At 45.1% G+C, this 21,124-nt stretch carries 22 protein-coding genes and 3 pseudogenes; 12 read left to right on the top strand and 13 right to left on the bottom strand.

Annotation, left to right across the window (positions count from 1 at the left end; all coding sequences use genetic code 11):
* Positions 1 to 32: 32 nt before the first annotated feature.
* Both RA086_RS15315 and RA086_RS15310 read left to right on the top strand, forming a co-directional pair.
* The gene (locus tag RA086_RS15315; RefSeq protein ID WP_225083674.1) at positions 33 to 242 is read left to right on the top strand and encodes a hypothetical protein; all 210 of its coding nucleotides are present in this window, start codon (positions 33 to 35) and stop codon (positions 240 to 242) included.
* Between the two features lie 22 nt (positions 243 to 264).
* Entirely contained in the window at positions 265 to 543 is a 279-nt protein-coding gene (locus RA086_RS15310; RefSeq protein WP_122211492.1) for a hypothetical protein, read from the top strand.
* Here RA086_RS15310 and RA086_RS15305 read toward each other — a convergent pair.
* The 4 genes and pseudogenes from RA086_RS15305 to RA086_RS15290 form a co-directional block, all read right to left on the bottom strand.
* Positions 533 to 1,039 (bottom strand): hypothetical protein, encoded by a 507-nt coding sequence (locus RA086_RS15305; RefSeq protein ID WP_308704595.1) that lies wholly within the window; start codon positions 1,037 to 1,039, stop codon positions 533 to 535. The genes RA086_RS15310 and RA086_RS15305 overlap by 11 nt on opposite strands.
* Positions 1,029 to 1,310, bottom strand: a complete 282-nt coding sequence (locus RA086_RS15300; protein WP_003646131.1) for a type II toxin-antitoxin system RelB/DinJ family antitoxin — start codon at positions 1,308 to 1,310, stop codon at positions 1,029 to 1,031. The genes RA086_RS15305 and RA086_RS15300 overlap by 11 nt, the downstream gene beginning before the upstream one ends.
* A gap of 249 nt (positions 1,311 to 1,559) precedes the next feature.
* Positions 1,560 to 1,901, bottom strand: a pseudogene (locus RA086_RS15295) (replication initiator protein A); the annotation flags it as partial.
* Between the two features lie 286 nt (positions 1,902 to 2,187).
* Positions 2,188 to 2,520: a hypothetical protein gene (locus RA086_RS15290; protein ID WP_308704594.1), complete on the bottom strand. Its 333-nt coding sequence runs from the start codon at positions 2,518 to 2,520 to the stop codon at positions 2,188 to 2,190.
* 796 nt (positions 2,521 to 3,316) lie between these two features.
* On the opposite strand from RA086_RS15290, the gene RA086_RS15285 reads away from it, so the two are divergent.
* From RA086_RS15285 to RA086_RS15270, 4 genes are all read left to right on the top strand, one after another.
* Positions 3,317 to 4,117, top strand: a complete 801-nt coding sequence (locus RA086_RS15285) for a ParA family protein (protein WP_016511697.1) — start codon at positions 3,317 to 3,319, stop codon at positions 4,115 to 4,117.
* Between the two features lies 1 nt (position 4,118).
* Positions 4,119 to 4,466, top strand: coding sequence for a DUF5388 domain-containing protein (locus RA086_RS15280; RefSeq protein ID WP_016511698.1), 348 nt, complete (start codon positions 4,119 to 4,121; stop codon positions 4,464 to 4,466).
* A 139-nt stretch (positions 4,467 to 4,605) separates the two neighbouring features.
* The gene (locus RA086_RS15275; protein WP_229094471.1) at positions 4,606 to 5,133 is read left to right on the top strand and encodes a helix-turn-helix domain-containing protein; all 528 of its coding nucleotides are present in this window, start codon (positions 4,606 to 4,608) and stop codon (positions 5,131 to 5,133) included.
* A complete protein-coding gene (locus RA086_RS15270; protein WP_225914167.1) occupies positions 5,070 to 6,014 on the top strand; it encodes an IS3 family transposase in 945 nt (314 codons plus the stop codon). Before RA086_RS15275 ends, RA086_RS15270 begins: the two co-directional genes overlap by 64 nt.
* A 73-nt stretch (positions 6,015 to 6,087) precedes the next feature.
* Here RA086_RS15270 and RA086_RS15265 read toward each other — a convergent pair whose 3' ends face one another.
* The 6 genes from RA086_RS15265 to iolG (RA086_RS15240) all read right to left on the bottom strand — a co-directional run bounded on the left by RA086_RS15265 (position 6,088) and on the right by iolG (RA086_RS15240) (position 12,217).
* Positions 6,088 to 6,531 (bottom strand): DMT family transporter, encoded by a 444-nt coding sequence (locus RA086_RS15265; RefSeq protein ID WP_027822257.1) that lies wholly within the window; start codon positions 6,529 to 6,531, stop codon positions 6,088 to 6,090.
* 85 nt (positions 6,532 to 6,616) lie between these two features.
* Positions 6,617 to 8,029: a sugar porter family MFS transporter gene (locus tag RA086_RS15260; RefSeq protein WP_027822258.1), complete on the bottom strand. Its 1,413-nt coding sequence runs from the start codon at positions 8,027 to 8,029 to the stop codon at positions 6,617 to 6,619.
* A 42-nt stretch (positions 8,030 to 8,071) separates the two neighbouring features.
* The gene (locus tag RA086_RS15255; protein ID WP_308704592.1) at positions 8,072 to 9,109 is read right to left on the bottom strand and encodes a Gfo/Idh/MocA family oxidoreductase; all 1,038 of its coding nucleotides are present in this window, start codon (positions 9,107 to 9,109) and stop codon (positions 8,072 to 8,074) included.
* Between the two features lie 34 nt (positions 9,110 to 9,143).
* Entirely contained in the window at positions 9,144 to 10,196 is a 1,053-nt protein-coding gene (locus tag RA086_RS15250; RefSeq protein WP_027822260.1) for a Gfo/Idh/MocA family protein, read from the bottom strand.
* A 64-nt stretch (positions 10,197 to 10,260) separates the two neighbouring features.
* Positions 10,261 to 11,166 (bottom strand): myo-inosose-2 dehydratase, encoded by a 906-nt coding sequence (gene iolE / locus RA086_RS15245; RefSeq protein WP_054519244.1) that lies wholly within the window; start codon positions 11,164 to 11,166, stop codon positions 10,261 to 10,263.
* 22 nt (positions 11,167 to 11,188) lie between these two features.
* Entirely contained in the window at positions 11,189 to 12,217 is a 1,029-nt protein-coding gene (gene iolG, locus RA086_RS15240; RefSeq protein ID WP_032823141.1) for an inositol 2-dehydrogenase, read from the bottom strand.
* Positions 12,218 to 12,581: 364 nt separating this feature from the next.
* Here iolG (RA086_RS15240) and RA086_RS15235 point away from each other — a divergent pair, with 364 nt between their 5' ends.
* The 6 genes from RA086_RS15235 (at position 12,582) to RA086_RS15210 (ending at position 18,753) form a co-directional block, all read left to right on the top strand.
* Positions 12,582 to 14,048 (top strand): sugar porter family MFS transporter, encoded by a 1,467-nt coding sequence (locus tag RA086_RS15235; RefSeq protein ID WP_054519245.1) that lies wholly within the window; start codon positions 12,582 to 12,584, stop codon positions 14,046 to 14,048.
* Positions 14,049 to 14,100: 52 nt separating this feature from the next.
* Entirely contained in the window at positions 14,101 to 15,126 is a 1,026-nt protein-coding gene (gene iolG, locus RA086_RS15230; protein ID WP_027822264.1) for an inositol 2-dehydrogenase, read from the top strand.
* Positions 15,127 to 15,155: 29 nt separating this feature from the next.
* Complete coding sequence (locus RA086_RS15225; RefSeq protein WP_027822265.1) at positions 15,156 to 15,620, top strand: heme-degrading domain-containing protein; 465 nt, start codon at positions 15,156 to 15,158, stop codon at positions 15,618 to 15,620.
* 15 nt (positions 15,621 to 15,635) lie between these two features.
* Complete coding sequence (locus tag RA086_RS15220; RefSeq protein ID WP_225422880.1) at positions 15,636 to 16,574, top strand: NADP-dependent oxidoreductase; 939 nt, start codon at positions 15,636 to 15,638, stop codon at positions 16,572 to 16,574.
* A gap of 328 nt (positions 16,575 to 16,902) precedes the next feature.
* Complete coding sequence (rihA, locus tag RA086_RS15215; RefSeq protein ID WP_122210886.1) at positions 16,903 to 17,841, top strand: pyrimidine-specific ribonucleoside hydrolase RihA; 939 nt, start codon at positions 16,903 to 16,905, stop codon at positions 17,839 to 17,841.
* Positions 17,842 to 17,928: 87 nt separating this feature from the next.
* Positions 17,929 to 18,753, top strand: coding sequence for a MurR/RpiR family transcriptional regulator (locus tag RA086_RS15210; protein ID WP_308704589.1), 825 nt, complete (start codon positions 17,929 to 17,931; stop codon positions 18,751 to 18,753).
* Positions 18,754 to 18,817: 64 nt separating this feature from the next.
* Here the strand turns inward: RA086_RS15210 and citG are convergent.
* The 3 genes and pseudogenes from citG to RA086_RS15195 form a co-directional block, all read right to left on the bottom strand.
* Positions 18,818 to 19,674: pseudogene (citG, locus tag RA086_RS15205) on the bottom strand (triphosphoribosyl-dephospho-CoA synthase CitG).
* A complete protein-coding gene (gene citX / locus RA086_RS15200; protein ID WP_054519362.1) occupies positions 19,667 to 20,233 on the bottom strand; it encodes a citrate lyase holo-[acyl-carrier protein] synthase in 567 nt (188 codons plus the stop codon). The pseudogene citG and the gene citX overlap by 8 nt, the downstream one beginning before the upstream one ends.
* A 101-nt stretch (positions 20,234 to 20,334) precedes the next feature.
* Positions 20,335 to 20,976, bottom strand: a pseudogene (locus RA086_RS15195) (citrate lyase subunit alpha); the annotation flags it as partial.
* Positions 20,977 to 21,124: the final 148 nt, after the last annotated feature.

The raw sequence follows: 21,124 nt of genomic DNA, 5'->3' as shown, positions 1-21,124 counted from the left end.
TGATTATTTCTAATATGATTGGAGGGATCGTTATGTCTCAAAGTAACTTAGAAAAACAAGAAGCTAAATTAAAAGCCCTTAATCAAAAGATTAAAGCTGAAAAAAATAAGATTGAACAACGGCTAGGTAAACAAATCATCAGTCAAGCCAATTTAGATTATGCTAATTTGTCTAACGATCAGATTAAGCTTTTAGCCAAGCAATTTTCTGAATTTTTAAAGGTAAAGTCCGTAGATCATTAGCCATACGAGATGGGGAAATTCCATGCCTAATCAATATGAAAAATTAGTTAAACAACAAGCACGTTTAAATCAAAAAATTGAACGAGAAGATTTTAAATTACGGCAATCTAAATACTATGAAAACCGCCAAGCACGCAAGGCCCGCTCTCGTCGACTAATTCAAAAAGGAGCCTTAATCGAAAAATACTTTCAGGCTGATAACTTATCAGTCGAACAAACCGAAGAACTTTTAAAAATATTTGCTGACTATGTTAACGCCCATAAACCGGATAAATTAAAAAACGATCAACCTAATAACTAGGCCGATCGTTTTTATTTTCAGGATTGTTTTTTGGCTTAATTTCTGGATTGTATTTAGCAAAGTCTTTTAACTGTTTTTGAATTCTTTGTGTAAGCTCTGCTTTACTTTCTTTGTGCTTCCTTTTACTTGATCGCTGTTGAATTATCTTTTGACCCTTACCTCTTCTTTTTGATTTTAGGTCAAGCGTAAAATCTGAAATTTTATTTTGATCTAGCTTACTTAAATGACCGATTTCTTTAAAGTTTAAACCGGCTTTGGGAAAGCGATAAATATTACCAAGATCGACCCAGGAAGGTTTCTTCAACCCAGCGGATTGCCAATCTTGAATCGGATAATATTGTTGCTTGATATAAGCCGACTTCTTTTCATACTGACTAGTAATTTTAAAAGCCTCGACCGTCTGTCCTGATACCCGACGAATTAAAACTGGTCGAGACTTGCCACCGTTAGTTTCTACAAAACTAACGTATAGGCTGACTAAGTCATTAGTCCTCATCTGGATCGTTGAGCCAATCAGCGACCTCTTTAGCGTCTTTGAACTCGGTGACTGGTGTCCCTTCGGTCGCCTTTAAAAAGCGTAAATTAGCTCTTTCTTCTTCGCTTAAAGACACATTAAAAGGTAAAGCACCATTAGCAACAATCCGCTTGTAAAACATGTTAATGGCCGTGGTTGGATTTAAGCCCAATTCGCTTAAAACTGCTTCGGTATCATCGGCCAAATCTTTATCAATCTTGACTTGGACCCGTTTCTTTTCCTTAACTGCCATGATTGTCTCATCTCCTTTCTTTTACTACTACCATTATACTACCTTTTGAGTACCTTATCAATAGATAAAGCCCTGGCCTCAGACCACTTGAGGTTGGCATTGATCTAAAGGCTGAACTTTTGAGCTAGTTATCTCTGACACTTATTTAAAAGCCCCTGTTCTTCTGTTTAAGCCAGTTAAATATAGCTTAAGCATAAAGGGTGAGTAAGTCTCAAAACCGTTTAGAAAGGATTTTGCAGCCTTTTAGGACTAGTAGTACAACCCACTGTTGTCGTTGTCGGCCGGCTTTTCTTCTTCGGGGTGTTTGGCCGCGTATTCTCTAGCCGCTTGTTTATTCCACCAAACACCAAATAGATTTTGCATGGTGCCGTACAGGTAGTTTTCCACGTTCTTGATGTGCTTCTCATTGCTTCTTAGGGCGTTAAAGTAACGTCTCAAGGCTTTAGTCATTAAAAATTTAAGTTCTTCGTCGTCCAGTGGGATTATGACGCCAATATTTTTATGATCCTTCTCAACTCGGTACTTAGCATTTAAGATAATACCAACGAAGCGACGCATCTATTGCGGGGTACGGCACCAAAAACTAAGCAGTATTCATCATGTTACAGCCCCCAAGTAAAAGCTACGAAGATAAAAACATTCATCCTCAAAATATGTAACCTAGAAAAAAGGCCTCCAGTGTTAAACCGGGAGCCTTTTTTAGTATACCAATTTCTACTTCACATAAGGCGGCTTATCCCAAGTAACCACCATTCACCCTGATAAAACAACGATCCGTTATTTTACCTTTGTGAAAATTTCTGATAACCAATTGGTATAGCTATTCAATCCCTGATTTATCGGTAAATATACTTTGTGAAATTCACTGAAATTACGTCTAGGCCATTCCCTTGAATTCAACTGTCTCATTCTTTGTATTAACCAAAAACTTACCGACACTCCCCTGATACTTCACGAATACTTTAAATGAATACTTGTAATTTACCCGAGTGTATCGAATACTACTAATTCTTCCCTGATACCCTTGACTACGCAAAACTCTCTTCACTTGGTTCCTTTGCCGATCAGTAATTCTTGCAGAACTCCGATAGATTGTCTTCTTAACGATCACATCTGGATTCAATGGAACAATGTAATCCTTACATTCCAACAATTCCACCAACTTTCTTTTTTTCTTTGGAATTTGACTTGACGGGTTACGGTTTTCCATTCAGTTTAGAGGGAGTGACGTTTTGAGCGCAGAATTGTTCCCTGGAATCAGCTATTTGGAATAACTGAACCAGAGTACAATTCTACTACTAAAAGTTTCCCCTTAGTTCGTCGGTCGTTAACGCCCGTCGCTTGTCTGTACAATTGCGGTATTGCTACCACCACTCATTATAAACCTACGTTTTCGGTTTAGCCTACTAAAAAACGCCCTAGTAGGCGTTGGCAATACGTATTTATGTTTGTTCGATCACCAACTAATCAGTGGCACCAAGCCGAAGCTTCGTTTTACCACCCGCGCCGTTAATGGTCGCGCTCACCATTCACCACCCAGCCGTACAGATGACCTTGTTGTGGTATAGCCAGACTTATTGAAGTCGCCCTGGCAAACGTGTCCCCTTGGATTTAGACCCCAGCTTGTCCCCTAGGGCTTTAAAAATCGCACCGGCCATGATATAATAGTCATTAAACTAGATGACTTTTATGTGGCGCTCACCGATTCCCGTCGGTGGGTGTCTTTTTATGTTCTATTTTGACTACGGTTATCATTATATCAGTTATCAAGTCTTTAGTCAATTTTTCTTGTGTACAGTACACCGTACACTGTACACTGTATCTTGTACACTGTACACCGTGTATTGGGTACTGTGTACTGTACACTTAAATAATTTCATAAAAAAGCCGTCATTCCGCATTCAATGGTTAAGGATTTTTCCCTGTACATTGTGTACTGAGTACGGTACACTGTACACATAACACAGTACACCGTGTACCGTGTACGAATGGAGGAATTTTAAAAAATGATAATTAGTTGCGCCAATGAAAAGGGTGGTACTGGTAAAACATCTACTACAGCCTTAATCAGTTGGGAATTATCAAATATGGGATATAAAGTGCTTATGGTAGATTGTGACCCTCAAGCAAACCTAACTGATTTAATGATAAAAACAAAAAGTCACGAAAATTCCAACATCACAATTGATCCATCTCTTTTCGCATTACTAATTAACGGAAAAGACTTAAATGACGGCATCATTAACATTAAGAACGGTCTTGACTTAATACCAGCTGCTGCTGATATGAACTTATTCAGTCGGTGGGTTGATAAACAAGACATTGATGAAAAAGCTAAAGTCAGCTATCTTAAAAACTCTTTGTCAAATATATCTAGCAAATTCGACTTTGTGTTTCTTGATGTAAGCCCTACAATGAGTTTAACAAACGATAACGTTTTTATGTGCTGCGACTGGATCATTGTTATGCTACAAACTCAGCAAAGAGCATTGCTGGGAGCAAAAAGTTTCTTAAGCTATTTACAAACGAATTTAATTGACGAATTTGGAGCAAAAGTAGATGTAGCAGGTATTCTTCCAGTTCTTACAAAAGGGCAATCAATTATTGACAATGCCGTTCTTAAACAGGCCGTAGAAGAATTTGGGGAAGACAACATATTTGAAAATGTCATTACTGCTATGGAAAGAGTAAAGAGATACGACCTTACTGGAATCACTGAAAGCAGTCGTTCTGTTTGGGATAAAGCTACTCACAGCACATATACGGCTGTTGCTACTGAATTAATATCTAGATTGGAGGCAGAATAATATGGGGGGACTTTTGAAACACGGTAATGATGATCAGGTAAAAAGTCCTGATAAGAAGGTAAACGTAAATGTATCATCAATTTCTAGAAAGCAAGCAGGTTTTGGCGAAGATAGTGTGGAAAAAATTCCTACCTTCGATGTAAACATGCGAGTTGATAATCATACCAGAAACGCCGTTTTGGCTTTGTCTAAAGCAACAGCTGATAAGCGTTCAGCTAGTGAAATGGTTGCTTTGATGATTGAAAGTTATCTTGAATCACTAACTCCCCAAACACGTGATACTTACGATGAATTGGTATCGATGATGGAAACAAAGGATAAGCTTGACTATAAACTAAAAAGTAAATAATCACGCGCTCTCAGACAACACGTTCACCTTTTAGACGTATACTTGTCCGTTTAAATGAAGCAGAATGCACACAAAAAAGCCACCCTCCTAAAGTGAACCCCTAAGGTTGGACACCAAATCTAACCTTGGGGGTTTTACTATGTCAAAATTTAATTTAGAACTTCGAATAAAGGTCGTTACTGAATACTTATCTGGTAAAGGTTCACCGTCTCTAGCTAAGAAGTATCGCATTAGCAATCATGCAATCATTCTGGATTGGGTTCATCGATTTGAGCGGCGAGGTATTGAAGGTCTAAAAGACCGGTCAATGTCCCAAGAATATTCTAGTCAGTTCAAAGTCGATGTATTAAACTGGAGGAAACGAAATCAAGCTTCGCTTCCAGTGACTGCCTTACACTTTGACTTGTCGTCGCCAAGTACGATTTGGCAGTGGGAAAAACACTTCCAGGAATCTGGAATAGCGGGACTTGAGTGCAAACGAGGGAATCCTAAGACCATGGCCAAACACAAGCAGAACAACCCCAAACCTGAAAAACCACAGACTCCAGCCGCAGAATTGAAGCAGCTAAAACAAGAGAATCAAATGTTAAAAATAGAAAATGAATTCTTAAAAAAACTCGATGCCTTAGCACGAAAGAAGTCAAAACACACGAACTCATCGAACTAGTAGACGAGTTAAGGCAGAATTTTCAAGTTTCCATCAAACTAGTTCTTAAGGCTGTTCGTATTCCTCGCAGCACGTATTATTATGCTAAGGAGCATCGTGGTCGTAACTTAGATGATTCACAAATTATTCAGGCAATTGATGAGATTCGTCAACAAGATCCAAAATATACTCGGAAATACGGGTACCGACGAATAACCGGTGCTTTACATGACGCTTATGGCTTTAAAATCAATCATAAGCGGGTCTTACGGATTATGCGGGAACAAGACTGGCTATGTGGCGCCTTTAATCGGCAGAAACGAAAGTATAATTCTTACAAGGGAACTGTTGGCGTCATCGCCCCAAATCGACTTAAGCGACGATTCAAAACAGATCGGCCTTACCAGAAGTTAGTCACCGACGTCAGTGAATTTCGATATGGGAACCAAAGCCAAAATGAACGGGTTTATTTAGAACCAGTCCTCGACCTCTTCAATGGAGAGGTTCTGGCTTTCAATATCAGTGACCACCCGACCGTTGAATTCGCTTTAAAGCCTTTGAAAGAAGCCCTAAATCGAATACCGGTGTTAGATTATCGGACGACTGTCCATACTGACCAAGGGTTTCAGTATCAGCATCGCCACTGGCAAAACACGCTTAAAGAGCACCATGTATTTCAGAGTATGTCGCGTAAAGCCACTTGTCTCGACAACGCCGCCATGGAGTCGTTTTTTCACATTATGAAAGTCGAGGTTATGGATGAACATTTTGAGACCAAAACAGCGCTTATCGAAGCTATGAACGAATGGATAGACTTCTACAATCATCGGCGCATCAAAACAAAACTGGACGGCAAGTCCCCGATAAAATACCGGGAACTTACCGTCCAGAAAGCAGCTTAATAAAGTTGTCCAATTTTAAGGGTTCACTTTATCCGGCAAGATCCACGGAGCGGCTTTTTTATGTTTCGAATAACTATTTTTTAACGAGGACCACTCCGGCCAGTAACAAGAGCATCCCTATGATCCGACTAGGGCTGAGCGGTACGTGATCCGAGCCAAACCAACCAAAGTAATCGATGACGAGGGACATGAACAGTTGACCGAAAATGAAGAGCGCAAAAAACGTGGAATAGCTGATCTTCTTCGGCACGATGATCATCGCGGACACGATCAACGCGCTCAGGATCCCACCCGTCCAGTTCCACAGATGGTTACCACTTAGCGTTGGGGACTGTAAGCCGTTGCGTTCCAACGTCAACGCCAACCCCACCATTAAGAGGGCCCCGATAAAGTTACTGATAGCACCACTTAAATACGTTGAATTCAAATCATACTTTAATTGGGAGTTGATCCCACTTTGGATGGGCTGAAACAAGCCGGCAAGGGCGGCTAATAGGAAAAAGAGTAATGATTGCATGGTACGTTCTCCTTTCGCATAAAAAAATCTCTGTCAGATTATCCATCTGCCAGAGATTCCTTCTTTTCGCAATCAGCGAATCGAATTATTTATCATACTTATTTCTGAAGTACTGTTCAACTTCTTCAAGCGGAACACCCTTAGTTTCAGGAACGCGCATGGCAACAAAGATAATACCCAGTACACAGCAAATTGCGAAGATGTAGAAAGTATTCGACATGTTCCATTCAAGTAAGACCGGTGAAAGGAGTCCGACGATAAAGTTACCGATCCATAAAACGAAGATCGTGATCCCAGTCCCGATACCACGGTAACGTTGTGGGAAGATTTCAGAGTTGATCAACCAGGTAACTGGTCCTAAAGTACCTTGGAAGAAAATAATGTAAAGATAAACCAAGACAACGATCGTAATACCAGCCCAGCCGGCATTTGGCGCCGTCGAGTGAATAACACCAGCAGCAACTAACGTGATCCCGCAAATTGTTAATCCGGCAAATTCAAGTTTCCGACGTCCTAACCAGTCGATCGTGAACATCCCAAGAACGGCCCCGACGATTGATAAGAACCCGTTACCAGCGTTTAAAATCGCAGCAACGGTCGGATTAAATCCAGATTCTTGGATGATCTTCCCACCATAATACATGATGGAGTTGATCCCGGCGAATTGTTGGATAATCCCCAACATCGCCCCGGTGATCAAGATTTGAACGACCCAGCGTTTGCTGATCAATTCTTTAAAGGTTGCTTGTTCAGCGTTTAATTCTTTATCAGCCTTATCTTTGTCTTGAATTTCCTTCATTTCGGAATCAACACTAGCAGCGGCTCGAATCTTACGTAAAACGCCAAGCGCTTTATCCATTTTACCTTGTGAAACTAACCAACGTGGTGATTCAGGAATTAAGTACATCCCAATCCAGAGAATAATCCCAGGAATGGTCCCTAATCCTAACATCCAACGCCAGATAGCAGCGTTTGACGCACCTAACGGGGTCAAAGCGGCGTTAACACCGAAAGCAACGAATTGTCCGGAAACAATCATTACTTGCGCGGTCGTCACCATTTTCCCACGTAATTCCGTTGGGGCGATTTCGGCAATGTAAACCGGAACGTTGGCTGAAGCTGAACCAACAGCCAGCCCTAAAATAAATCTAAATGCAATTAAAATTCCAATGTTGGTTGCGAAGGCACAGCCAATCGCACCAATTGAAAAGATAATCCCGAGAATGGTCAAAATCTTTTTCCGACCAATCTTATCGGCAAATGGTCCCCCAATAATAGCACCAAACGCAGCCCCTAAGGTTAACCCAGAGGAAACGATCCCTTGCTGGAACGCCGTTAAGTCAAGCTGACTCTTTTGCGCCATAAATTCAAGTGAACCGTTAACGATCCCCGTATCATAACCGAAGAGCAGTGATCCCATGGCTGCGATAAACGTCGCTAACCAGAGAAAACCGGTATGTGAACCCTTTTGGTCGGTTGTTTTTCCACTAATATCCATTGTTAAAGCCTTCTTCCTTCAACAGGCCAATACCTATTAATTTTATAAGTTAATGTCTACCAATTGGCCCGTATCAGCAGATTCCTGACAAGCCTTAGCAATTTTCAGCGCTTTGATACCATCATCAACAGTAACGTTAGGCTGAGTCCCCTTAGCGACATTATTAACAAAGTCTTGGACTTCATCCGTAAACGCGTTATCGAACCGTTCCCCAAAACTTTGGAGTGACGGACGAGTAACACCGTTTTCATTAAAGACCGTGACCCGGTTCAAGTCGGGATGTTCCCCGACACGTAACCAGCCATTTGATCCCATAACTTCTAGTTCAACTTGATTCCCATGTGCAGCGTGGCGGCCACCAATCAACGTCGCAATAACGCCACCGTTCATCTTCAGCTGAGCAACACCCGTTTCGGATTCACCAATTTTCTCCAGTTCAGGAGCAGCCAGATTACTCGTCAGGCCGTAAGCTTGAACGGGTTCTTGACCGGTGAACCACCGAATCAGGTCAACATCATGAATATTCATATCAACAAAGATCCCGCCCGAATCAGCTTCGGTTGCAAACTTTGTAAAGCTTTCCATACCAGAAATCGGGTCAATTCCGTAACCACGCATATAGATAATGTCACCGATCCCGCCTTCATCAACGATCTTTTTGGCGTAACGGTACGATTCATCATAGCGTCGCATAAAGCCGCTTTGGAAAATCTGCTTAGGATGTTCTTTGATGACCTTTGCCATTTCAGCAACTTCATCAAAATCAAGCCCTAATGGTTTTTCACAAAAGACGTTCAAACCGGCATTCATGGCGTAAATCGTCATTTCTGGATGGAATGGGGTTGGCGCAACAATAAAGATCGTATCGATATTTTCTTTATCGATCATTTCTTTGTAATCTTTATACGTCGTTTCAACGCCTAATTCATCATGAGCCCACTGTAGTTGATCATCCTCTAAGGCACAGGCCGCAACTAGGTCAACACCTTGAATTTTTTCAACTAAATGACGAGCATGACGTGAGCCTAAACGACCCAGGCCAATGATCGCAGCACGAATCGGTGTGTTATGTTTTTGCATTGTGATGACCTCCCCAGTCAGGAATGTGTGTTAGTTATTCAGCAACCTTGGCGTCATCCTGGTAGAAGGCTGGCGTTTCTGGGAAGTCTAAGTCTTGCTTAGCACCGTCTTCAGCCAATGACTTCAAAGCAGCATCGGCAGTAACGGCGGCAATGTAACCATCCCATGAAGAAGGACCAACTGGTGATTCGTTCTTGGAAACGTGACCAATGAAGTCGCGGAATTCAATATCGTAAGCACTTTCGAAACGAGCTTTCCAGTCCGTTAAGATGGCGGTACTGTATTGAGCGTTCAAACGAGTCGCAACTTGTGGCACTGTTGGTAATTCAAGAACCCCTTCTTCACCAATAACGTCACACTTGATGTCGTAACCATATTGACAACGAACGAAGACTTCGTTGATGATGTTGATCCCCGTCTTAGTTTCGATCATGACGATTTGTGGATCTTTGATCTTAGCGTTTTGAGCATGACGGGTTTGCTTTGGACTGAAGACCCGGATGTTAGCGTAAGTATCGTTAACTAACCAGTGGTCGAGGTCGATTTCGTGGATCGCAGTTTCGATGATCGAATGCGCGGTATCGTATTCTTCTGGTTGAGTTTGGTTGTAGTGGCGTTGGTCCATCATTAATGGCTTGCCAATAACACCATCGTCGATCATTTTCTTCATTTGAACGTATTCTGGTGCGTAGTGACGCATGAAACCAACTTGTAACATCCGACGACCGAGTTTCTTTTCGGAGTTGATGATGTCCATGCATTGCTTTGCATCTAAGGCTAATGGCTTTTCACAGAAGGTGAACTTGCCGGCCTTTAGTGCGGCCATAACGATTTCGTAGTGGGCTTCGTTGTCGGCGGTGCAGACAACCACTTCAACGTTTGGATCATTAACTAAGTCGTGGTAATCGTCGTAGGTCTTAGCTTGTAAGCCTTGACGGTCCAATTCTTTTTGCGCTTTGCCGGGAACGATATCACAAACGGCAGTAACGTCAACGTTTGCGACCGTCTTAGTCAAACGGTGTAAATGGTCAGATCCGATAAAACCAATTCCGACGATCCCAACTTTTGTTACGTGTGCTTCAGCCATAATAAACAATCTCCTCTTAAATTTTATTTTATAAAATGTTTGTTATTCAATTACGAGACTTAATTTATTTACCTTCGATTAAGTGTTCTTGGATGTACTTGTGCGCGATTTGAGCCATTTCAAGTGGGTTGGCCTTGTCTGGATCTTGTTCCGCTTCAACCACGATCCAGCCCTTGTAGTTGTTGGCAACTAACTTGTCAAAGACCGGCTTGAAGTCCAAGTCGCCATCGCCAGGAACCGTGAACATCCCGTTTAAGAATGAGCCTTGGAAGGTCAGACCCTTTTCGCGGCATTCCTTTTCTTTATCGCGACGAACATCCTTAAAGTGCACGTGAACGATCCGGTCGATGTGGTCATTGAGAAGTGACATGTAGTCACCATCAGAAACGGCGATGTGACCCGTATCGTATAACAAGCCAACTAATTTAGGATCAGTGTTGGCCATCAAACGGTCGGTTTCTTCCTTCGTTTGGATCCCGGTACCCATGTGGTGGTGGTAAGCAACCTTGATCCCATACTTAGCAGCGATTTCGCCGTAATGGTTCAAACCTTTGCAAACTTCATCCCATTCTTTATCAGTGAAGTGGGCCTTATCAGTAAAGATATTGGCCGTATCTGATCGTTGAATCGTGTAAGTTTGTTCCGAAACAACGGCAATTGGCGCGTTCAAAGCGTGTAGGTATTGGCAGTGTTTTTCGAAAGCTTCACTGGCTTTTTCAATCCCGTCACGGATGATGAAACTACTGAACCACTGACCGGCAATTTGTAAGTTCCGGAGTTTTAATTCGTAGTTTAATTTTTCAGGACCTGGGAAGAAGCCCCCAACTTCGGTACCTTGGAATCCGGCAACGACAATGTCGCTTAATAATTGCTGTAAATTGTTATCTTTCCCGATTGAAGGAATATCATCATTCCGCCAGCCGATTGGTGCAATACCCCATTTAATATCTTCTTTAACGTTTGAACTCATTATTATAACCTCCTAGGTTTATTTAAATGTCTTCAACTTTTGCTGGTTGGCCAGTTTCAAGTGACTTCTTGGCCGCTTGAGCTAACCGAATTGCTTTAATGCCATCTTCAAAGGTGCATTCAACATCGTGAACGCCGCGAACAGCGTCCAAGAAGGATTCTAGTTCATCCTTGTACGCGTCAATGTAACGCTGAAGGAAAAAGAACATTGGCTTGTCGCCGCTGACAGCATCCTTTCCGGAAAAGGTCGTCGTACTATCGTTAACGTTATCCGCATGGGCCATGCCCTTAGAACCGAATAATTCGATCCGTTGATCGTAGCCGTAAACGGCTTGGCGACTATTGTCGATAACCCCCATCATGCCGTTCTTAAAGGATAAATTAATAATTGCTGTATCAATGTCACCGGCTTTACCGATCTCTGGATCGATCAAGACGTTCCCAGTTACAAAGACTTGGTCGACTTCGGCGTTGGTAATGTAGCGAGCCATGTCAAAGTCGTGGATCGTCATATCCATGAAGATCCCACCGGATCGTTTAACGTAATCCATCGATGGTGGTTCGGGATCCCGTGAAGTGATCTTCAGAACCTGTTCATCACCGATATCGCCGTTTTCGCGGTGATCAACGATTCGCCGGAAGTTCTTATCGAAACGCCGGTTAAAGCCGACTTCGAATTTAACCCCAGTCTTCTTGACAACGCTAAGCGCTTTCAAAATTTCTTCATCGTTAAACCCAACGGGCTTTTCACAGAAGATATCTTTACCAGCTTCAGCGGCGTCGATCGTGAATTGTGGGTGTAAGTCGGTTGGCACACAGATCAATACGGCTTGAACATCCGGATCCGCTAAAACTTCGTGATAATCAGTAACGACGTTTTCGGCGGCCTTGTATTTCATACCCCAGTCATCAGTCGCAATCAAATCACAGATATATTTAATGGTGACATTCGGAATTCGCATTAAATTTTTGTAATGCACGTTCCCAATACGACCCATACCAATAATACCGATTGTGATATTTTGACTTGTGATATTTGTACTTTTTCCCATGTTGATACCCCTTTCCATAAGCATTTCTTAACTGAGCAATCGCTTGTGAAATTATCACGTTTCGGAGGAATTTCAGCCTTCATCTGCGATATGTTCATTTCCTTGTTCGCTTACAGAATAACTGATATACCAGACTTTGTCAACACAATTTTAAGATTATTTTCACAAATAAAGCGCTTTCTTTAAAAGTGTTGACATTCACAATCCATAGTGAAATAATAGCAGGGGAATTCAAATGGTGCTTTGTTCACACAGTAACGATTGTTTAAATGTTGTTATGGCGCCATTAGCTACTCACTTGTATTCCATTTATAAGGGTATAAACAAAATTAATAGAACGGTTTGTTATTTAGGAGGAACGATTATGTCCGAAGAAAAAGTGGTCAGAGATGACAAAGTCCCGCTGGATTCTTCTACTAATGATGAAGTTAATCAAAATGCCGGGCACAATTTAAAACACATCGCGTTGATCTCAACGCTTGGCGGCTTATTGTTTGGGGTCGATACCGGTGTGATTAATGGGGCCATCGGTTACATGGCGACCCCGCAGGAATTAAACCTTTCATCAAGTAATGAAGGGTTGGTTACCAGTGGGATCACCCTCGGGGCCGCGTTCGGGGCCGTCTTAGCGGGTCGGTTATCCGACCGAATTGGGCGGCGGCGACTATTAAAGTACCTATCAGTCCTATTCTTCTTTTGTACCTTAGCTTGTGCGGTCGCACCCAACGCCCTGTTGATGATCATCTTCCGTGCACTCTTGGGCTTAGCTGTCGGGGGCGCATCGGTTATCGTCCCAACGTACTTGTCCGAGATTTCCACGCCTTCAATTCGGGGTCGCTTGGTCACGCAAAACGAATTAATGATCGTTACTGGCCAACTGCTCGCCTTCATCGTTAACGCCATTCTCGGGAACTGGTTCGGTCACATCTCCCATATCTGGCGCTACATGATCGGCTTTGGGATGATTCCCGCCGTCCTGTTATTCTTCGGGATGATGATCGTTCCTGAATCCCCGCGCTGGTTAGTAATGGTCAATAAACTTGACGACGCGCTCGACGCGTTAAAGCGGATCCGGCCTCGGGAAAAGGACTGTAAGGATGAGATCAGCCAGATTCAAGACACGTTGAACCAGGAAAGTGAAATCAAGCAGGCAACCTTTAAAGACTTGACCACGCCATGGATTCGGCGCCTTGTCTTTATCGGGATCGGCCTCGGCGTCATGCAACAATTTATCGGGATCAACATCATGATGTATTACGGCACCACGATTTTGACCCAGGCTGGTTTCGCCCATAATGCGGCCCTGATCGCCAACATCGGGAACGGGATTGTTTCCGTGATCGCCACTTTCATTGGGATGTCGATCATGAACCGCGTTAACCGGCGGAGCATGTTGATGTTCGGGATCATTGGGACGACGATTTCATTACTACTCATCGTGTTGATTTCAGCCTTTCTTAGCAAGAGCCCGTTACTACCGATCTACGTTGTGCTTTGCACGATGATGTTCCTCGGGTTCTTCCAAGGATTTATTTCACCGTTAGTTTGGTTACTCTTGTCAGAGATCTTCCCGCAAAACTTGCGGGGCCTTGGGATGGGCGTTTCAACGTTCTTCCTCTGGTTTGCGAACTTCTTAGTTGGTTACTTCTTCCCGGTTCTGCTCAGTGCTGTCGGGATGACCTGGACCTTCTTGATCTTCGTTGGTTTCAACATTCTTTCCTTTATCTTCGCCTATAAGTGCGCGCCTGAAACACGGGGCAAATCACTTGAACTCATTCAAATGGAATTCAAGTACGGCGACGCTTCCGGGGTTAAACCGGAAGATAAATAATTTAATTTGGGTATTAACTATTTAAAAATATTTACTAAGGTGGTTTTATATTATGGAAAAAGTACATGCAGGTATTATTGGTTTAGGCCGCGCCGGTCAAATGCATCTGAAGAACTTAATGACGATCCCAGAAATTGTGATCGAACAAGTTGCCGACGTCTTCATTGAAAACGTTTCCGAACATTTAAATGATATCGGAATCACGAATCAGACCCGCGACTACCATGACATCCTCAACAACCCGAAAGTTGACACCGTTTTCATTTTTACGTCAACAAACACCCACGAAGAGATCGTTACGGCTGCTGCTAAAGCCGGGAAGAACATCTTCTGTGAAAAACCATTGAGTATGAACCAAGTCGAAGAAGCCAGCTTAAACGTTTTACGCGAAGTTAAAAAGGCCGGCGTTAAACTCCAAATCGGATTTAACCGTCGGATGGACCCTCAATTCCGGAACGTCTACGAAGGCGTTCGCAATGGTAAGATTGGGACTCCTCAAATCGTTAAAGTCACTTCCCGCGACCCTGACTTACTGCCACACGATTTAATTCAACGGATCGGTGGATTATTATTCGACTTCACCATGCACGATTTCGATATGGCGCGTTACATGATGAACAGCAACATCTCAGAGGTGTATGCTAAGGGTGGTACTTTAATCGACCCAACCTTGAAGGACATCGATGATATCGATACCTTAGCCCTCGTTCTTCAATTCGAAAACGGGACTTACGGGTTAATTGATAACAGTCGTCGGGCCGTTTACGGCTATGACCAACGGGTTGAAGTCTTTGGCTCCGAAGGGATGCTGAAAGCTGAAAACGTAAGCAACAGTACCGTTGAACTTTACAACAACAAGAACGAAGAATTACAAAAGCCACTTCCAATCTTCAAGGAACGTTACCGTGAAGCCTACACTGCTGAAATGAAAGCCTTCGTTCGTTCAATCTTGAAAGACGAACCATTGGTTGCAGAAGGCCGCGACGTTATCATGGCACAACGGGCCGCCGTTGCTGCTAAGAAGTCCCTTGAAACCGGCTTACCACAAAAGGTTGATACGTCATACCCATTGGAATAGGCATTATATTTTAGAAAGAGGTTTTTTAAATGCTCACTACAGACGAAATCGCAAACCAGGAAAACCAAGCTTTGCTCAGCCACTTCAATTTAGCGGACGTTGATCCGTTGGTTGACAGTCTCCGCAAGATCGGAAAAGCCGACTTTGAACGGGTCTGCATTTTAATCACGATCAACAAGCGGGAAGTCTTCTTCCACGCCGGCACCCAAACCACGCACGAAAATAATTTATGGATCCAAAAGAAGGCCAACGTCGTCGACGCGTTCGATCACAGTTCCCTCTTTGAAAAGGCCGTTTACGCGGACGATCCTGACAGTTTCTACAAGGGTAGCGGGTTAAGCCCGAAAGACTTCGCCATCGTTGGTGGTGGTTTCCCAATCGGGATCACCAACACCGGGATCATTGGTAGCTTGATCGTTTCTGGGTTAACTGATGAAGAAGATCACGAATTAGCTTACAACGCCTTGCTCGATTTGAAGGCGCAACAAGCTTAATCAACGTTTGGAGGGATGGACTTGAAAGCATTTGGTTTTAATCAATACGGTAACTCTAACGTTATGGAAGAGCTGGAACTCCCGGTGCCAAAACTGCGGCCCAACGAAGTCCTCGTCAAAACGTCGGCGTTTGCCATTAACGCATTCGACATTGCCGTGCGTAACGGAACTTTCCGGAACAGCGTCACCATGTTGTTCCCGACCATTCTCGGAACCGACGCGGTCGGTCGGATCGTCAAGCTGGGCACCAACGTCCACGATTACGACCTCGGCGATGACGTGCTCGCCCGCCCCGGTATCGGGACTTACGCGGAATACTTTAAGGTTTCAACGGACCATTTAGGACTTCGGCCCAAGAAGTACAACCCGTATGAAGCGGCCGGCTTACCATTGTCCGGGATCACGTCCTACAATACGCTGGTGCACATTGCCCACGTTAAGCAGGGGCAAACGATCGTTATTCTAGGCTCTTCCGGTGGGGTCGGTTCCATGTTGGTTCAAATGGCGAAGGCCCTTGGGTTATACGTCATTGGAACCGATACGGAAAGCTCCCGGGAAACCGTCTTGGGCTTGGGTGCGTCCGAATTTGGAGCCTACGATACCGAACGGGTCAGCGCTAAATTCGCCGACATGGCCGACATCCTGATCGATGCCACTAACAGTGGTGCCGCGACGGCCGGGTTAAGTATCGTTAAGCCCCACGGGACCTACGTCTCACTGACCACCCTGCCACAGGATCGTCAGGCCAAGCCGGACGTTGCTTATAAGCAGGTCATCCCTCGACGCGAATACCGCGACAGTGACGCTTTTGCCGCCATCGCCTTAATGATCCAAAATGATCAGTTACACGTTTCCATTGATCGTTTGGAATCATTCACTCTGGATGGTATCCGAAAGGGTCAGGACCTCGTTGAGGGCGGTAACCCTGATGGTAAAGTCATCGTGACACTTTGATCGCACCCCGCACCGCTTTCTGTTAAAATTATTAGTGGTAACAACGGTATAAAAAATAATCATTCAATAATAATTATGAATTGATAAAAAAGCACCGACCACGTTACTTAAGTTACACTTCGGTCGTAACGTGGCTGGTGTTTTTATTATCAAAATTAAACCGGCTGACCTTGTCTCGGGTGCATGGTCAGGCCCTTATATTAATAACTAACTTGTACTATAATTATTAATAGTAAGAAAAGCAAACGATTATATTCAGTCTTTCACGAAGGCCGTCGAAAGGCCAACTTAACCAACTTTTTAACGATATTAATTGGAGCTGAGAACATTGGAAGATATTATTTTAGATTGTGACCCCGGTCACGACGACGCGATTGCCTTAATGATTGCAGTCGCTTCAAAAAACATTAATTTGTTAGCGGTTACAACTTCGGCCGGTAATCAAAAACATAGCCAAACACTACGCAATGCCATGTCCCTTTTAACCCTGATGAAACGTGAAGACATCCCCGTCGCTTCCGGTAACGCTAAGCCGCTGACCCGGGATCTGATTTCCGGGATCAGCATGCACGGCATCACCGGGCTTGACGGCGCGACCCTGCCGAATCCCGACTTCTTCTCACAGGGCATTCCCGCTACTGAACTTATGGCTAAAATCTTATCCACTCATCAGAAAAAAGTAACTCTCGTGGTCACCGGCCCCTGCACCAACGTCGCCCTCTTCCTTTCGGTCCACTTTGAGCTCCGGTCGAGTATCAAGCAGATCGTGATCCTCGGGGGCGGCATGGGTCTAGGCAACTGGGGCCCCACGACCGAATTCAATATTCAAGTGGATCCCGAAGCGGCTAAAATCGTCATGGAATCGGGAATTCCCATCGTGTTAGCACCATTAAACGTCGACTTTGAAGCCCAATTATTACCCGAAGAAATCAAAAAGATCCATAAGATCAAGAACCCGGTCGCCGATGTGATGGGCGGACTGCTCGACTTCTACGGGATGTCCTTTGACCATCAGCACTGGAACTTTAAGGGGTTACCACTCTACGACCCGTGTACGGTCGCCTGGTTGATCGATCCCACAAAATTTGAGAGTCAACGTTGCAACGTCGCGGTCGAAACTAAGGGCGAACTGACCGCTGGTGAAACGGTGATCGACTATTATCACATTACCAACCGTAAACCCAACGCCAACGTCCTCTTCCACATCGATCGCCAGTGGTTTGCCGACCTCGTCATTGATAGTATTAAATCTTTTAGCACGAAGTAACGCTCTAACCGACCCGGTTATTTGAATTCGACGGAATCTATGGTATTGTAGCGTTAATATTGGGAAATAGATTGGAATGAAGCCGTTATGAGCATTGTCAGCACAGTTGAAGAGCAGTACCCCACCCTTTCGCGGCAGGAACGTAAAGTCGCGTTAAAGGTCATTCAGTCACCAAAAGAAGTGCAGAAAATGACCATTTCGAGCTTGGCAAAGACCGTGGACGTGAGCAACGCCACGATCACCCGTTTCGTCAAAAAAATGTGCTGCACAAACTTTTACAACTTTAAACTCCAGTTAGCGGAAAGTCCCGCTCCCAAGGCCCCCGTCGTCAGTCAAACGGACACGGTTGCCGATCAAGTCTACAACTACTACCAAAAGATCCTCAGCGGAACCTGGGAACGACTCTATACTGATGAACTGCAGACCGCCGTCAACTTGATCTCCCATGCTCGGCGGGTCTACTTGTTCGGACTGGGCAGTTCCGGTTACACCGCTCAAGAAATGACCCAACGCTTACTGCGGATGGGTATCGCCGCGTTTTCGATGACCGATACGCACGTCATGTACATCAGCGGGGGCATTATGCAGCCCGATGACGTGATCCTCGCCATTTCACTAACGGGGGAAACCGACGAAGTGAATAATTCGGTGGCCCTCGCCAAAAAGAAATCCGCAAAAGTGATTTCGATCACTTCTGATGAAAACAGTCACCTCGCGGCTTTGAGCGATTTAACCATCCAAGTGAAGAATAGTAAATTCGTTAATAACTCGCGTTTCGTGAACTCCCAGTTCGCCATCACCTACGCGCTAGACATTATCGCGGCCATGTTGCTCGAAAATGCCGACTACCGTGACCAGATGAACCGGACGATCGACCTGATCACCGATAACAAACTGGGCCGGCACGCATAAAACTCAAAAAACCAGGTTTGTCGAAAAAATTCGACAAACCTGTTTTTTTACTGATTATTAACGCTTATTCCGCCGTTAACGTCCCTTCTAAGAGGGCCTCGTAAATTGTCAGAATCAAGAGGTCGGCCGACCCGCCCAAGCTAAGGTTGCGTGCAACAAAAGTCTGGTTCAAGTCCGTTAAGAAGGCCCAGCCTTCACTAGTCGTACTCCCACCTAAGTCAAAGTACCGCTGTGCCTGTGCTTGCATCCACGGTAAAATCTCAACGGTTTGGCCCGCTTGACTAGGTTTGAGTCACTCGTATGACTCGCAATCATCAGTAGCGTATCCAACAAACGCTGATTGATGGTCCCCCGCCGCTCCCGTAAAAAGGGTAACCCCACGTTAACGACCGTGGGATAGCCGGCTTCGGCTTCGGCACGAATCCCGCCCTGCCCGTACTTTAAGTACTGCCGTTCACCAGCAGTCTGGGCCGTCTGCCGATTAAGGGCTCCTAAATCGTGATGGACCAGTCCCCGGACCATTGCCTTCACCGTTTGAAAAACCGCCGCGATCGTCGGTTGAGCCTGTCGCAAAACGACCGCGCTGGCAGCAACCAGGATCCCAAGCGAAAAGATCGCCCCTTTGTGGGTGTTGACCCCCCGCGTCGCCGCAAACATCGTCGCCTCCGCTTGCACACCCGCTGGCCGAATTTGTTGAAATAATTGCCGCAGATTGGCACCCTCAAAATCATGGCCGGCTTGACGGCATTGCTCGAAGTAGGGCTGCAAACTCACCGCACTATCAATAAAGGTGAAGACGGTCATGTCCGGATGGGGCCCGGGATCGGTCGGATCGACCAGTCCCGGTTTCGGTGTCACGGAAACCTCGTATAACAGCGCCCGTAATGCTAGCGCGGGTAACTGTTGATCGCCCTTAAGCATCGGTCGGCCCCTCCTTCGCAAAAAATTCTTGAACGCGTTGACTGATCATCGTTTGTAGCTCGGCCACACTATGCCGCCGTGAACGCGCACATTCCTTGGCTGGTCGGCCACAAATGAAGCAGGTCCGCACGGGTAAGTCAAAATCAGACCGGGATAACGGCTTGACCTGACCGTCCTGGACCGTCAACACATCCAGGTCGAACAAGCGGCCAAGTGTGAACTGGTCCTCAAACTGAACTGCCAACCGTTTCACGACGGCCGCCGACTCAGCAACGACTTCAAACTGCTCCCGCCCGGTCGGCTGATCCCAGTCAGCCGAGATGGTCTGCGACACGTCCGCCGTTGCCAGCCGGTTTTGCCATGCTGCCATGCCCGCCGTAAAGACCCGACTCAACGTTTGGTTGGCCTTGATTGGACCGGGAATGTTGAGCTTCGCTACGACAATGGTCGCTGGCGCCTTGGTTGCCACCAATTGAGCTTGTAGCGCCGCACGCGCGTCCTTGTTTGCTAACACCTGGGCAATCGTTTGTGGTGCCCCCGTCTCAAATATCGTTGTCATCTGCGGCCCCTCCTCATCAATTCTCTTAATTATTATACCGTTAAACACAAACCGGTCGCGGCGTCTTGTCGCGACCGGTTGAGCTAATGATCAATTACTAACTAATCCTTGACGGCCTTGATCGCATCGATCAACGTCCCGTCGCGGTATTCCACGAGGGCAACGGTTTGATCCGTATATTCTAGCGGTTTAGGCACACCAACGATTTTTTCAGCACGTTGCTGTAATTCTTCAATAGTGTAAACTGGCACACCGGGAACCTTCTTCATGGCGTCAATCAGGTCTTGGCGCTTCGGGTTGATGGCGATCCCCACTTCCGTGACCAAGACGTCAACTGAATCACCGGGGGTCACGACCGTGGCAACATCGGGAACCACCGTGGCGATCCGACCACGCACCAGCGGCGCTGAAATGATCGTTAATTTCGCCGTCGCCGCGTCCTGGTGACCACCAACGGCTCCCCGGATCACACCGTCGGAACCGGTCATAACGTTGACGTTAAACTTCGTATCGATTTCCAAGGCGGACAGGATCACAACGTCTAATTGGTCAACCATCGCCCCTTTATTATCAGGATCGGCGTACCAGGACGCATCGATCTCCTGTTGGTTCGGGTTCGTATGCATCGAGTCGGCCGCACCCTTATCGAAATCTTGAACGTCCATGACCTTGTTAACTAAGCCTTCTTTAAGCAGGTCGACCGTTGGTTTCGTGATCCCACCAAGCGCAAACGACGCTTTAATGTTAAGTTGTGACCTGGTTCGTTCCATTTAAACACTTTAATTATCACATATTCAAAACGTCAAAAAATTTGTATCTAAATATATCTAAGCTTTTTTAATGGTGAGAAACTTTGCCACTTGCAATGCTCGATTAATTACTTAGGTATAC

Origin of the sequence: Lactiplantibacillus brownii, from assembly GCF_031085375.1 — a bacterium.
Classification (GTDB): domain Bacteria; phylum Bacillota; class Bacilli; order Lactobacillales; family Lactobacillaceae; genus Lactiplantibacillus; species Lactiplantibacillus brownii.
The sequence above is the reverse complement of the archived record's forward strand: the minus strand, read 5'-3'. Positions and strand labels throughout refer to the sequence as shown.